Genomic DNA, 14,497 nt, shown 5'->3' on the forward strand with positions numbered 1-14,497 from the left:
CTTTTATAAAATAAGAAAAGACCGGAGAGTGTCTAAAAAGGATTTGAAAAGAGGAGGTACTTAAATGCTGAAACAAGTGGGCAACAAATTATACAGAAGGCAGGATAAAGAACTGCTTTTGATCGAGCCGTGGGGGAAGAACAGCCTGCGCGTCCGTGCTACCCAGCGAAGTGAGTTCATTCCGGATACGGACAGCGCGCTTCTGGAGCCGGAAGAGACAGAGGTACAGATCACCATTGAAGGGAAAAAGGCGGTCATCACCAACGGCAATTTAACCTGTAAAATCATGGACAATGGAGTGCTCCAATATTATAATCAGAATGGAAAGCTTCTTCTGGAAGAGTATGACCGCACAAGAGACATGTATGAGGGAAGTGACAAATTCGCCAGTGCCCTGGAGATCGTGCCCAGAACCTTTAATCCTCGTCAGTGCTCTGACAATTTCAAGCTGACTGTTCGGTTTGAGGCATACAAGGACGAGAAGATTTTCGGAATGGGACAGTATCAGCAGCCATACCTGGATGTGAAGGGCTGTATTATTGAGCTGGCGCATAGAAATTCCCAGGCCAGTGTTCCTTTTGCCCTGTCAGACAGAGGATACGGAATTCTCTGGAACAATCCGGCCATCGGCCAGGTGACCTTTGGAAAAAATGTTACAGAGTGGATCGCTGAGTCTACAAAGCAGATGGATTACTGGATAACAGCGGGTGATACCCCGGCTGAGATCGAGGAAGCCTATGCGGATGCCACAGGAAAGGTTCCAATGATGCCGGATTACGGTATGGGATTCTGGCAGTGTAAGCTGCGTTACCAGACCCAGGATGAGATTCTGGAGGTGGCCAGGGAATATAAGAGAAGAGGCCTTCCCATTGATGTGATCGTTGTGGATTTCTTCCACTGGCCCCATCAGGGAGACTGGAAGTTTGATGAAGATTATTGGCCCGACCCGGCAGCAATGGTGCGGGAATTAAAAGAGATGGGAATCGAACTGATGGTATCCATCTGGCCCACAGTTGACGCGGAGAGCGAGAACTATGAGGAGATGACGGAGTTGGGCTATCTGACCCGGTCAGAATACGGAAAGCGCATCGGACAGCTTGGAGACGCCTGCATTATAGACGTGACCAATCCGGAGGGAAGAAATTATGTCTGGGAAAAAATGAAGAAAAATTATTATGACCTGGGTATTAAAATTTTCTGGCTGGATGAGGCGGAGCCTGAGTTTACCGGATATGAATACGAACATTACCGTTATTTCCTGGGTGCTGATATGGAAGTGGGTAATTTATATCCCAAATATTACGCCCGCATGGCTTATGAGGGAATGGAAGCAGAGGGACAGGAGAATATCGTCAATCTTCTCCGCTGCGCATGGGCCGGCAGCCAGAAATACGGCGCGCTGGTATGGTCCGGAGATATTGACTCCTCCTTCCGCGCTCTGAGAAATCAGTTGGCAGCAGGCCTTAACATGGGAATTTCCGGTATTCCGTGGTGGACTACCGATATCGGCGGATTCCACGGAGGCAATATCCACGACGATGCGTTTAAGGAGTGTTTTGTCAGATGGTTTGCTTTCGGCGCATTCTGCCCGGTCATGAGACTGCACGGGTTCCGTGAACCGTTTAAAGAGCCTCTGGGAACCACAGGAGGAGGAAAACATATAAGCGGCGCGGAGAACGAAGTATGGAGCTACGGGGAAGAAGTATACGAAATCTGCAAAAAGTATATGGAACTGCGTGAGAAGATGCGTCCTTATGTAAAGACACTGATGCAGGATGCCCATGAAAAAGGGACACCGATCATGCGTCCTCTGTTCTATGATTTCCCGGAGGACAAAAAAGCCTGGGAAATTGAGGACCAGTACATGTTCGGAAGCAAGGTGCTTGTCTGCCCGGTACTGTATGAAGGCGTCAGGGAACGCAAGGTTTATCTGCCGGAAGGAAAATGGAAAAACATTAACGACAGCAGGATATATGAAGGCGGTGCTGAGTATGTGTGCGATGCTCCGTATGACAGCATTCCGGTATTTGTAAAAGCAGGGGAACTGGAAGACATTTTTTAATATGATCAGACAGCCGGGCGGTGCAGAGCATCCGCCTGGCAAATGATATAAAAGGAAAGAAAGCAGGGATGACATATGGGCAATGGTACGATATTTGGTTATGACGGTAAATATGTAAAGGTGATTGATAAGATATTCAACACGATCGTGCTGAGTTTATTCTGGCTGATTGGATGCCTCCCCATCATAACGATCGGTGTATCTACAACTGCCATGTATTATACCGCGGTAAAGGTGATCAAAAAGGAAGAGGGATACGTACTGGAACAGTTTCTGAAATCATACAGAAGAAATCTAAAAGACGGTATTCTCCTGGAAATCCTTTTTGCGGTTGTTTTGTTTATCCTGCAGCTAAATATAGGGATTTTGGAAGCAAAGACTTCAGGATATATAGGACTGTTTTTTATCTGCCTTTACTATGGAGTCAGCATCTATGCGGCAGGAATGCTCTGCTATGCTTTCCCTGCACTTTCCAGATTTGAAATGCCTATGGGATGGATTTTAAAGCTGTCCATGTTCATGACAGGGCGTTATTTCCTGACAACGGCTGTGCTGCTGTTTATTTTAGTCTCCTCTGCCGCAATTGTGGCATGGATACCTTATACTATGATCGTTGTACCGGGAGCAGCGTCCCTGCTCTGCTCTGAATTCATGGAGCGGGTACTCAAAAAGCATGAACCCAAAATAGAAGAACTGGAGGAACCACAGCTATGAAATTTACCAATGGATATTGGATGTTAAGAGATGAAATGACCCCGGCCTACGCTGTAGAGTATGGGAGTCATATGGTTAAGGGAGATGAACTGACCGTTTATCTTCCGGGAAAACATATTGCCGGCAGAGGGGATGCCCTGAACATTCCCATGCTGACCATTACTCTGTCAACACCTTTGGAGGGAGTGATAAAGGTATCTGCTGTCCATCATGCAGGCGCACTTTATAAAGGGCCTTTCGCAGAGATCAAAAATGAGCATCCCCGCGCGGAGATCACCGAGACGGAGGAATGTCTGACTTTTGCAAGCGGAAGTCTGAGGGCTGTGATCGACAAGACACCGAATGCTTACAAGCTGGCCTTTTATGAGGGGGATAAATTCCTGACAGAGTCCAGTTTCCGTAACCTGGCACATATGCATAACAGGGAGACCGGGAAAAATTACATGGTGGAACAGCTTCTCATTGATGTGGATGAGTATGTATATGGCCTTGGCGAGCGGTTCACACCTTTTGTGAAAAACGGGCAGACCGTGGAAATGTGGAATGAAGACGGCGGTACAGCCAGCGAAATTGCCTACAAAAACATTCCGTTTTATATTACCAACAAGGGATATGGAGTCCTGGTGGACAATGAGGGCGACGTGGCCTATGAGATCGCCAGTGAGAAAGTGGAGAGGATCCAGTTCTCAGTGGAAGGAGAGCGCCTGGATTATTATTTCATCAGCGGCAAAAGCCCCATGGGGACTGTGGAGAAATATACGGAGCTGACCGGAAAACCGGCACTGCCTCCTGCCTGGTCTTTCGGACTCTGGCTTACCACGTCCTTTACCACAGATTATGATGAGAATACCACCTCAGGATTTATTCAGGGGATGGCAGACAGGGATATCCCCCTGCACGTATTCCATTTTGACTGTTACTGGATGGAAGCTTTTGAGTGGTGCAATTTTAAATGGGATCCCAATGTGACCACAGATCCCAAATCCATGCTGCAGAGATATCACGACAAGGGCCTGAATATCTGTGTATGGATCAATCCTTATATTGGTCAGAAGTCCTGTCTGTTTGAGGAAGGCAGGGAAAAGGGATATCTGCTGAAACGCACAGACGGAAGTGTATGGCAGACAGACTTATGGCAGCCCGGAATGGGTCTTGTGGACTTTACCAATCCGGATGCCTGTGCATGGTATCAGAGCAAACTGAAGACACTGCTGGATATGGGTGTGGACTGCTTCAAGACAGACTTTGGCGAGAGGGTGCCTGTTAAGGATATCGTGTATTTTGATGGTTCAGATCCGGTTAAGATGCACAATTATTATACCTACTTATACAATCAGACCGTATTCCAGCTTCTGGAGGAAGAAAGAGGAAAAGGGGAGGCTGTGCTCTTTGCCCGTTCTGCAACCGTAGGCGGCCAGAAGTTCCCGGCACACTGGGGCGGTGACTGCTCAGCAACCTATGTTTCCATGGCTGAGACCCTGCGGGGCGGATTGTCCCTTTCTCTTAGCGGTTTTGGTTTCTGGAGCCATGATATCAGCGGATTTGAACAGACAGCGCCTGCGGATATTTACAAACGCTGGTGTCAGTTCGGACTTTTAAGCTCACACAGCCGTCTGCACGGTTCTTCTTCTTACCGTGTGCCGTGGCTTTTTGATGATGAGGCATGTGTGATCCTGAAAGAGTTTGTCAATCTGAAATGCCGTCTCATGCCGTATCTGTACGGACAGGCTGTGCGCTCCCATGAATACGGCACACCGGTTCTGCGTCCCATGTTCCTGGATTTCCCGGAGGACAGGGCCTGCGATACACTGGACCGTCAGTATATGTTCGGTTCTTCCCTGCTTGCGGCTCCTGTATTTAAGGAGTCAGGTGAAGTGGATTACTATCTGCCGAAGGGAACCTGGGTGAACCTGATCACAGGAGAGACAAGGGAAGGCGGAACCTGGTATAAGGAAACCCATGACTATCATTCCCTGCCGCTGATGGTAAAGGAAAACACCATTCTGCCTATGGGAAATAATGACCGGGAACCGGAATATGACTTTGCGGACGGCGTGACCCTTCTTCTGTCGGTGTTCGCGGATGGAAAAGAAGCAGATGTGGAAATTCCGGACTGCAGGGGCAATGTAGTGATGAAAGCCCATGCGGTATGCCGGGATGGTGAGATATCTGTACATGTGGAAGGCGGAAACGGCAATTATACAGTAAAGAGCCTTGCCGGACAGATAGTTAAAATGATATAGAGCGAATAGTTAATATAATATAAGGCGATAAGAAGAAAAAGAGATGGCACAGAACCGGATGATTCGGTTCCTATGTCATCTCTTTTTTGTACCCTCCGAAATAAACAGAGAGTCGTTTGCTGTACAGCTTTGTTTAGATGAATTTTACTGCCGTTCCGTAGGCCATAACCTCGGCCGCGGCCTGGGCAACAGACGCGGAAGAGTAGCGCATACATACAATGGCATCTGCCCCCATAGCCTGTGCGTCCTCCACCATGCGTTTGGTAGCCAAGGCTCTGGCTCCATTCATCATTTCATTGTATGAAGACAGTTCGCCGCCCACCAGTGTTTTGAAGCCGTTCATAATGTCTTTGCCCATATGCACGGTCTGGATCGTACTGCCTTTTACCAGACCCAGCATTTCAATATTCCTTCCGGCTATGTGATCTGTTGTGACGATCAGCATCAGCATTCCCCCCTTTGATCATATGAGTATAAATAGTATACTGTTATTCTACTCCAGGTTCAGCTTTTTTGACAAGATATATCTGCTTCCGAGGAAGAAGAAAATGCCTGCCAGGAGATACCATATTGTCTGGGCAATGTAAGAATAGTTTATGGCATTGTTGAGTTCACCTGCGGCACTTGTTACCATCAGTGTGGAGCCGACTCCCCCCGGAAGCGTGATGTCTGTGATAATAAGATCGATTATATTGCACACAATAACAATGCCAAAGAAGGACAATACAGAACCCATGACCTTATGGGTCTTAAACTGGCTGCCCAGACAGATGGCAAATATCAGCAGTCCGGTGGAGAAGCAGAAGAAATCAACAAAAAGGGACAGCAGGTATATCACATTATTTACTACATTTGAAAAACCGCTCAGGGAGCTGAGTGTATTCCACATCTCCCGGAACATGTGGGTGAAAGTAGGCCAGGTCTCCTTATTGATCAGCAGGATACCTATGGAAATCACAACAAAAATAATGTCAAGTATGGTCCAGATCCAGTATATAAACATTTTGGACAGCAAAAGCTGTGTGGGTGATACCGGAAGGGTGTGGGTCAGGTAGCCCTCATCTGAAAAGAAGCTTTTCTGTATATGCATGGCCAGATAGAGCATAGTCATGAGCAGAACTGCCATGATCCCAAAAACGTAAACGATCACATAAAACATAGTTGTGATACCCATGACGGTACTACCGGAATCAGAGACAAATCTTGAAAAATAAATCTGATATCCGATCCGTCCAATGAGTGCATAAATTAAAAGCGCGCCGTGTACAATAAATAGTAGCGTGGAAACAGACCTCCACTCATATTTGAATAGTTTCTTTAACATTTGAACACCTCCCGGAACAGACTGTCTACGGAAACGCCTTTTGCCAGGCGGATATTGTCCACACTGTCCTGCATGCGGATATGACCGTTTTGGATAAAAATGACATCATCCAGAATGTTTTCCACATCGGAGATCAAATGGGTGGAAATGAGGATGGTGGCATTCTCATCGTAATTGTTGATGATAGTGGAAAGGATATAATCTCTTGCAGCCGGGTCAACACCGGCAATCGGCTCATCCAGGCAGTACAGGCTTGCTCTGCGGCTCATGACCAGGATAAGCTGTACTTTTTCCTTGGTGCCCTTGGACATGGTGGACAAACGGTCATTGGGGTTGATATTCAGCTTCTGCAGCATGTCATAGGCCCGTGATCTGTCGAAGTCCTCATAAAAGTCGCAGAAATAGGAAATCAAATCTGATACCTTCATCCAGCGGTTCAGATAGGTGCGTTCCGGCAGATAAGATACAACTTTTTTTGTCTCTACACCAGGCGCTTTGCCGTCGACAAAGATTTCTCCTTCGGTGGGTACCAGAAGGCCGTTCAGCAGTTTGATCAAGGTGGTCTTGCCGCTGCCGTTGGGGCCAAGCAGACCGATGATCTTACCGCGGCCCAGTGACAAGTCGATGTGGTCCAGCGCCAGTTTATTGCCGTACCTTTTGGTCAGGCCCCGGCAGTCCAGAATCGTACTCATTTTTTCTCCTCCTCGCTAACTTTTTTGATCAGCCCTATGATGTCTTCTTTTGACAGGCCTATTTTTTGCATTTTATCCAGGAACTCTTTGATCTGTTCAGATGCCAGTTCCGTTTTCAGGTTATCGATCATATTCAGGTCCTCCGTAATGAATCTTCCGCTGGTTCTCTGGCTGTAGACCAGATTGGTCCGCTCCATCTCTGAAAGAGCTTTCTGCATTGTATTGGGATTGACGCCTGCTGTCTGTGCTAGATCCCGTACTGACGGCAGTTTGCTTCCCGGCGGATAGATACCAGCGATGATATCTGTTGTGATACGCTCAATCAGCTGCATATAGACAGGCCGATCGGGATTAAGTTTCCACGACATATAATGTAACACCTCCTGTATTGCTGTACTAATTGCTTAATACAATAATACGCGTATTGGAGTACATTGTCAATAGGTTTTAAAAAAAATACAAAAGAATTTGAAAAACCCTCTATTTAGGCATTGCAATTCCCCAATTATATGTTACAATATTGTTACGGAAAAATTAAAAGGTGAGAGTATGAACTTATACGAAGCGATATTTTCAAGGAAATCAGTCCGAAATTATGAAATGGAACCGGTAAAGGCTGCCCTGCTTAACGAGATCAGAGAGTATTACAGCCAGATTGAAGGGTTGAATCCCGGTATCCATACGGAGATTTCTATTATAGATAATACTAAGGGACAAAATAAAAGAATACATCTGCTGGGGGTAAGGGCGCCTTATTATATTGCCTTTTACTCTGAAGAGAAGGACCGCGCTATGATGAATGCCGGTTATATTATGGAGCAGCTTGCGCTCTTTATGTGTGCAAAAGGCCTGGGAACTTGTTTTTTGAGCGGTGTAAAGCCAAAGGCAGGGAATCCGCACAAGGGGAATCTGAAATTCGTGATCCTGATGGCTTTTGGATACAGCAGAGGCAGCCATACCAGAAAAGCAGTGGAGGCGAAGCGCATGGATCTGCAGGACCTTTGTGTGTACAAGGAAGTTCCGAGACAGTGGATGAAGCAGCTTCTTGATTCCGCGCGCCTGGCTCCTTCCAGTATGAACAGCCAGCCGTGGCGCTTTGTGGTCTATGATAACAGAATTCACGTGTTTGCCAAGAAGCATAATATGAACCATCTGGGCAGATATGAGGAGTTTAATTTTGGTATCATGTTTTCTCACCTTATGATCGTGGCTGAAGAATTATGGCTGGATGTGGATTTGATCCGGCTCGAGGACATCACACATAAGAATTTCCCCAACAGCCAGTATATATTGAGTGCAATCTTAAGGACGTGATCAAGAGTCACGTCCTTTTTCTTTTCCCTGATCACGGACAATTCTGCATACAGCGGCATATTGTGTTACGAGATGGTTCCTGCCTGCAGAGAACCTGTGTGGTATGAGAGGGAAGAGAGTTATGGTATCTATAAGCTTGTGTATGATCGTGAAGGATGAAGAGGCTGTTTTAGGGCGTTGTTTGTCAGGAATGAAGGATTTGGTTGATGAGATCATCATTGTGGACACAGGGTCAGAGGACAGAACCAGGGAGATTGCCCGACAATATACCGATAGGATTTATTTTTTTGAATGGATAGATGATTTTTCGGCTGCCAGAAATTTTTCTTTTTTAAAGGCATCTATGGATTACTGCATGTGGATGGACGCGGATGATGTGATGTCTGAGAAGGACAGGGAGGCGTTTCTGGAACTGAAACGAGGGTTGACTCTCCATACAGACGTTGTGATGATGAGGTATCACACAGCATTTGATAAAAACGGAAATCCGACTTTCTGGTATTATAGGGAGCGCCTGATACGGAACGGATGTGGGTATGTATGGCAGGGCGCAGTGCACGAGGTGATAACGCCCAGCGGCAACATTGTATATTCAGAGGTAGCTGTATCCCATAAAAAGCTGGGGGCAGGTGATCCGGATAGAAATCTTGCTATTTATAAAAAGATGCTGTCTGAAGGAAAAGTTCTGAATGCCCGTGAACTTTATTATTATGCCCGTGAGCTTTATTATCATGAGACTTACGGGGAGGCGTCAAAAGCGCTGGAGAGTTTTCTGGAACGCCAGGATGCCTGGGTGGAAAATAAAATAGAGGCATGTCAGATCATGGCCAAATGTTACGAGAAAATGGGAGAGGGTTCTGCGTCTCTGCAGGCGCTTTTCAGAAGTCTGGAATATGATGTGCCAAGAGCGGAAATCTGCTGTGAGATAGGAAGATATTTCATGGAAAAGGAACAGTATGAGACGGCTGTTTTCTGGTATGAAAATGCGTTAAAATGCAAATTGGATCTGAAAAAAGGAGGTTTTGTCCTTCCTGACTGTTATCAATACATTCCCTCGCTGCAGCTCTGTGTATGCTGCGATAAATTGGGGAGATATTCAGAGGCAGAAGCGTATAACGAGATTGCGGGACAATGCAAACCGGAATCCTCCGCTTATTTGTATAATAAGGAATATTTTTGCCGAAAAAAATTATTATCATAATATTTTTAACATTCATTCGACAACAACATACAATGAATTAGCAGTCATGAACTGCTAATAGAAATGGATGTGATATTATGAGTGATAATTATAAATATGAAAAAAATGAAATTGCTGCGGCAGAGAGACGCAGTGACATGTATGCGGCAGGCTGCCAGAACACCAGATGTTGTCCGGTCTGCCAGGAAACCAGATGCTGTCCCGGGCCGGCCGGCCCAATTGGACCAATGGGACCCACGGGAGCTACCGGCCCTATGGGACCGGTGGGATTAAGGGGAAATACCGGAGCCACGGGAGCCACCGGAGCTACGGGAGCCACAGGCCTAAGGGGAGCCACCGGGGCTACGGGAGCCACAGGCCTAAGGGGAGATACCGGACCTACAGGTGCTGCTGGAATGTCGCCTGTAGTTACCGTTGCAGGAACTGTGACCGGTGACCCTGGTACACAGGCATCTGTGGATGAAACTTTTACACCCAGTGGCGCGCAGCTTTTGTTTACCATACCGGCCGGGCCGACTGGAGCATCTGGGCCGACAGGGGCCGCGGGTGCAGCCGGAGCCACCGGACCTACCGGAGCTACGGGAGTTACAGGCCCGGCAGGTGCCACGGGAGCCATGGGAGCCACCGGACCGACCGGAGCTGCCGGAAACAACGGAACAACCGGTGCAACGGGTCCCACTGGTCCAACAGGAGTTACTGGACCTATTGGGGCCACCGGACCTACCGGGGCTAATGGAAATACGGGGGCCACAGGACCTGTAGGAAATACGGGAGCCAATGGTATTACTGGCCCAACCGGAGCGACAGGTGCAGCCGGAGCCATAGGACCAACCGGCCCCACCGGAGCTATTGGAGCCACAGGAGAAGCTGGACCAATCGGCCCGACCGGCCCAACAGGAGCTGATGGAGTCACCGGCCCCACCGGAGCTACCGGAGCCACGGGAGCCGACGGAGTTACCGGCCCGACGGGAGCTATAGGGCCAACCGGAGCCACAGGAGAGGCGGGTCCAATAGGAGCGACCGGTCCAACAGGAGCCACGGGAGAAGCTGGAGCAACAGGAGCCACCGGACCAACCGGAGCCGATGGAGCCACCGGCCCAACGGGAGCTACCGGAGCCACCGGCCCAATTGGCATCAGGGGAGAGACCGGACCAATAGGAGAAACCGGACCCACCGGAGCAACGGGCACTTCACTTACGGCAAACAGTATGAATGCTGTCAATGCCACTGGTGATACCATTACGGTGGTCCTGGGCGGAACGGTTATACCTCTGCCTGATTATCAGGAACTAGATGGTTTTACAACCAATGCCACAAATGCTGTTTTTACCGTACCTTTTTCAGGAACTTATATGATTTCCTACAGGGTTTCCACCACAGCGGCGCTGCTCATGTCCTCCCGCGTACTGAGGAACGGAAATGAATTAGGAGGGTCCACTTTTTCACCGGCTGTATCGGTCAGCACTTTTACGGCAACTACATTTGCTGCCCTTGACGCTGGTGACAGAATTCAGCTCCAACTGTTCGGATTGATCGGGGCAGCTGTACTGCAGCTTGGGAATGGAGCCAATCTTACGATTATCAGGCTTTCCTGATTTATAGAAAACGGATCGATAAAATACAACCAGGCGCTTATTTAAGCGCCTGGATCTGTTTGCAGCTTGTCTATGAAAAAATTCATAGGTCAGCCCGCTTTTTTTTCTGAGATTCAATGAACTCCTTTTGGGCCTGCTCTGCAATAGATGGAGTCAGGAAAATTTCACAGGCAGCCGCCGCAAGAATACCGGCAGCCGCCTGCATCCCTTTGTGGGCTAGAGAAGATTTGCCCTGCGCGGTGACGCTCCAGTGGTGGAGAGGAGAGCCGTTGGCATAACAGTTTACCATGAATGCGGAGGAGGGGATTCTCTGGCTGACATTTCCCGCATCTGTAGATATGCTTGTTTTTCTGTAAAGAGAAAGATCAGGAGAGGCATCAATGGATTCCTGCGCATTTGGTAAATCACCATATGGGACAAAGCGTGCCGCATAGGCCTTTTCTTCTTTGGAATAAGAAAGAGGAGTAAAGCAGTTCAGATATTTCAGCACCAAACTGTCCAGCACCTGATTGGGGAGAAAACTTTCATAGATGCATTTTTCATCAATTTCCAGGGTGGTCTCAGTCATAAGGGCAGCGCCTCTCGCAATATTGTTTACTCGTTCTTTCAATTCTTCCGCCTGGTCAGTGCGGGGAGCGCGTATTGCGTAAAAAACTTCGGCTTCTGCCGGGATGATGTTTGGCGCGGTTCCTCCGGCATTTAGGTAGGCAAAGTGGATACGGGCTTCATCTATCATATGTTCACGGAGATAGTTGACTCCTACGCTCATCAGTTCGCAGGCATCCAGAGCACTTCTTCCCATATGGGGCGACTGGGCAGCGTGAGCGCTTGTCCCGTGAAAACAGTAAGAGACACGGCAGTTGGCAAGGGAATTGTTAAAAATCCCTGTTTTGTAGTTAGGATGCCAGGAAAGGCAGATATCTGTTCCGCTAAAGAAACCGGCATCTATCATAAGAGCCTTGCCCGCAGCGTTTTCCTCAGCCGGACAGCCATAATAAATGATGGTCCCTTTGAGTTGTTTCTTCTCCATATAGTCTTTTGCGGCCAGAGCAGCACCTAGTGCTCCTATACCCAATAGATTATGACCGCATCCGTGGCCGCATTTTTGGACATCTGTCTGGCATTTGGCGGGGGCGGAACTTGTGCTGTCAGCCGGCCAGAAAAGGCCGGGGAGAGCATCGTATTCACCCAGCAAACCGATGACGGGATGTCCGTTCCCATATTGAGCCTGAAAGGCAGTGGGCAGGGCTGCACAGGGAGTTGTGACCGTGAATCCATGGCTTTTCAGCACATCCATCTGTAGTTTGCTTGATTGAAATTCTGTAAAGCGTTCCTCAGCAAAATCCCAGATGCGGTCAGCAGCCCGGATAAGTTCAGTTCTGTGATTTTCTACAAGACATTTTATTTCTTTTATGTTCAGCATGACTATCCCTCTTTTTCCGAAAGTAATTTCTTTTATTATAATATGTGAAAAAATTACGGTCAATCTAAAATATATCTTGACAAATAAAACGGTAACTGATATTGTTACAGTATAAAATGTAATCAAAAATGTTACAGAAGGCAAAAGTAAGCAGCCATACTATGCCTGGCAGGCAGGGAAGGAGTATTATGAATACAAAAGAACATGAAGTCATGAAAATGAGAGGCAGTGCAGATGTATCATATCTTGGTCAGAGTGTGGATTCGATGATATGGGAATTTATGAAGGAAAAAGGAATACCCGGCCTTACCTTGGCGATCGTTCAGGCACCGTATATTCCAAGAGTTGTGGGTTATGGATTATCTGATCGGGGTGAGAGAAGGCTGGCCTCTGCCAATACCATGTGGCCGACCGGCCCTATTTCCCAGGCATTTGCTGCAGTGGCGGTTATGCAGTTGTTTGAGGACGGAAAATTGAGGTTGGAGGACAGGCTGGGCGATCACATCCCCGAAGTTCCGGAAGAATGGTACGGCATTGAAATCCTGCAGCTTCTCCGCCATGGATCAGGGATACCGGATTATCTGTATGAAGGCTTTGATATTTACAGAGAATGGGAATTCAGAGAAATCCTTGAACTGATAGATAAAGAGAAGCTTCATTTTGTTCCGGGAACAGATGTGGAATGGAGCGCGTCCAATTTTTTGATGCTGACAGAGATTGTAGAACGCATAAGCGGGGAATCGTATCATGATTTTGTAACCGAGAGACAGATCCAGTTTCTTGGACTTGGGAGAACCGGGTTTGCTGAGGATTTGAAAAAGCTCCAGTACGAGGAGGTATCTCTGACTGGGAATATCCATCAGCTTTTTAAAAATAACGGCAAATACATAGACCCTACAGAACCCGCGGTAAGCTATGACAGGGAGAACCGGAGAATAAAACCGGCAGTATCCTCTGCACTCAGAGGAGTCGGCGACATCTGGGCATCCGCCCAGGACATTTCCTTCTGGGACATCGGACTGGCGGGCGGAGTGCTTATCCATGAAGCAAAAGACAGAAAACTTATCTATGCACCATGGAATCTGCCGGATGGAAGAGAAGTGCCGGGAGTGGCAGGATGGCAGTTTTATAAGCACAGAGGGTTGATGGACATCAAGGGGTCTGTTCCCGGTTATTCCTCTTTCCTTAGCAGGTTCACCCATTCAGATGAGCTGGTATGTGTCACACTGCTTGCAAATAAAGAGGGAATAGATTTTACTAATCTGGCAAGAAGGATCGCAGGCGCTTTTGGAGATCTGCTGTCTACCAATTACGATGACAATAACTTGTATCTCTTTGAAGGGCAGTTTCCGGTGGAGGATATGGTCAGAAGGCTGGAAGATATTTTGAGAGAGAAGAAGATTCCGGTATTTGCCAAATTTGACCATGCAAAAAATGCAAAGGAGGCAGGCCTGACTCTGCGGCCCACAACGGTGGTTGTATTTGGAGCTCCAAAAGTAGGAACTGAGCTGATGCAGGAAGACCAGAGTATTTCCCTGGAGCTTCCGCTGAGGATTTCCATTTGGGAAGATGAAACGGGCAGTACGTGGCTGGCATTTCCCAGAATGGGGCGTTTGGCGGAAAGATACGGACTGGGACAACATCCCGTTACGGGAAAAATGCAGGCCCTTCTGGAAGAGCTTGTGAGAAAAGCCGGGAGTATATATTCCTAGATAAAAACAGGACGAAAAAAGACGGACATCTTTTACAGATGTCCGTCCTTCTGATAAAATAAAAGAGCGCGAGACGGGACTCGAACCCGCGGCCTCGACCTTGGCAAGGTCGCGCTCCACCAACTGAGCCACTCGCGCATGTCTTAACGACAAGACATAATATACTATACCTTTCGCCAAATGTCAACACATTTTTTGAAAAAAATTTAAAAAAATT

The 14,497-nt window shown here is 47.7% G+C and carries 12 protein-coding genes and 1 tRNA gene; 7 read left to right on the plus strand and 6 right to left on the minus strand.

Features of this window, described 5'->3' with window-relative positions; genetic code table 11:
- Window positions 1-64 precede the first annotated feature (64 nt).
- The 3 genes from BLCOC_RS05925 to yicI all read left to right on the plus strand — a co-directional run bounded on the left by BLCOC_RS05925 (window position 65) and on the right by yicI (window position 5,019).
- On the plus strand, window positions 65-2,062 hold the full coding sequence (locus tag BLCOC_RS05925) for a glycoside hydrolase family 31 protein (protein ID WP_018596089.1): 1,998 nt from the start codon (window positions 65-67) through the stop codon (window positions 2,060-2,062).
- A 75-nt stretch (window positions 2,063-2,137) separates the two neighbouring features.
- On the plus strand, window positions 2,138-2,776 hold the full coding sequence (locus BLCOC_RS05930) for a YesL family protein (protein WP_018596090.1): 639 nt from the start codon (window positions 2,138-2,140) through the stop codon (window positions 2,774-2,776).
- Entirely contained in the window at window positions 2,773-5,019 is a 2,247-nt protein-coding gene (gene yicI / locus BLCOC_RS05935) for an alpha-xylosidase (RefSeq protein ID WP_115624703.1), read from the plus strand. The genes BLCOC_RS05930 and yicI overlap by 4 nt, the downstream gene beginning before the upstream one ends.
- Window positions 5,020-5,152: 133 nt before the next feature.
- On the opposite strand, the gene BLCOC_RS05940 is transcribed toward yicI, so the two are convergent.
- From BLCOC_RS05940 to BLCOC_RS05955, 4 genes are read right to left on the minus strand one after another with little or no spacing between them, the layout of a single operon-like run.
- Window positions 5,153-5,464, minus strand: coding sequence for a YbjQ family protein (locus BLCOC_RS05940; RefSeq protein WP_029470208.1), 312 nt, complete (start codon window positions 5,462-5,464; stop codon window positions 5,153-5,155).
- Between the two features lie 48 nt (window positions 5,465-5,512).
- The gene (locus BLCOC_RS05945; RefSeq protein WP_115624704.1) at window positions 5,513-6,343 is read right to left on the minus strand and encodes a hypothetical protein; all 831 of its coding nucleotides are present in this window, start codon (window positions 6,341-6,343) and stop codon (window positions 5,513-5,515) included.
- A complete protein-coding gene (locus BLCOC_RS05950) occupies window positions 6,337-7,035 on the minus strand; it encodes an ABC transporter ATP-binding protein (protein ID WP_115624705.1) in 699 nt (232 codons plus the stop codon). The genes BLCOC_RS05945 and BLCOC_RS05950 overlap by 7 nt, the downstream gene beginning before the upstream one ends.
- On the minus strand, window positions 7,032-7,403 hold the full coding sequence (locus BLCOC_RS05955) for a GntR family transcriptional regulator (protein ID WP_115624706.1): 372 nt from the start codon (window positions 7,401-7,403) through the stop codon (window positions 7,032-7,034). Before BLCOC_RS05955 ends, BLCOC_RS05950 begins: the two co-directional genes overlap by 4 nt.
- A gap of 181 nt (window positions 7,404-7,584) precedes the next feature.
- Between BLCOC_RS05955 and BLCOC_RS05960 the strand changes: the two genes are divergently transcribed.
- The 3 genes from BLCOC_RS05960 (at window position 7,585) to BLCOC_RS05970 (ending at window position 11,145) form a co-directional block, all read left to right on the plus strand.
- Window positions 7,585-8,349, plus strand: coding sequence for a nitroreductase family protein (locus tag BLCOC_RS05960; protein ID WP_029470204.1), 765 nt, complete (start codon window positions 7,585-7,587; stop codon window positions 8,347-8,349).
- A gap of 121 nt (window positions 8,350-8,470) precedes the next feature.
- A complete protein-coding gene (locus tag BLCOC_RS05965) occupies window positions 8,471-9,550 on the plus strand; it encodes a tetratricopeptide repeat-containing glycosyltransferase family 2 protein (RefSeq protein ID WP_115624707.1) in 1,080 nt (359 codons plus the stop codon).
- Between the two features lie 77 nt (window positions 9,551-9,627).
- Complete coding sequence (locus BLCOC_RS05970) at window positions 9,628-11,145, plus strand: BclA C-terminal domain-containing protein (protein WP_165907163.1); 1,518 nt, start codon at window positions 9,628-9,630, stop codon at window positions 11,143-11,145.
- Between the two features lie 82 nt (window positions 11,146-11,227).
- Here BLCOC_RS05970 and BLCOC_RS05975 read toward each other — a convergent pair whose 3' ends face one another.
- Window positions 11,228-12,568 (minus strand): amidohydrolase, encoded by a 1,341-nt coding sequence (locus BLCOC_RS05975; RefSeq protein WP_115624708.1) that lies wholly within the window; start codon window positions 12,566-12,568, stop codon window positions 11,228-11,230.
- A gap of 188 nt (window positions 12,569-12,756) precedes the next feature.
- Here BLCOC_RS05975 and BLCOC_RS05980 point away from each other — a divergent pair, with 188 nt between their 5' ends.
- Window positions 12,757-14,280, plus strand: a complete 1,524-nt coding sequence (locus tag BLCOC_RS05980; protein ID WP_115624709.1) for a serine hydrolase — start codon at window positions 12,757-12,759, stop codon at window positions 14,278-14,280.
- A gap of 65 nt (window positions 14,281-14,345) precedes the next feature.
- On the opposite strand, the gene BLCOC_RS05985 is transcribed toward BLCOC_RS05980, so the two are convergent.
- Window positions 14,346-14,418 (minus strand) — tRNA-Gly (locus BLCOC_RS05985).
- Between the last annotated feature and the right edge of the window lie 79 nt (window positions 14,419-14,497).

It is taken from the genome of Blautia coccoides (assembly GCF_034355335.1).
In the GTDB taxonomy this organism is placed as follows: Bacteria; Bacillota; Clostridia; order Lachnospirales; family Lachnospiraceae; genus Blautia; species Blautia producta.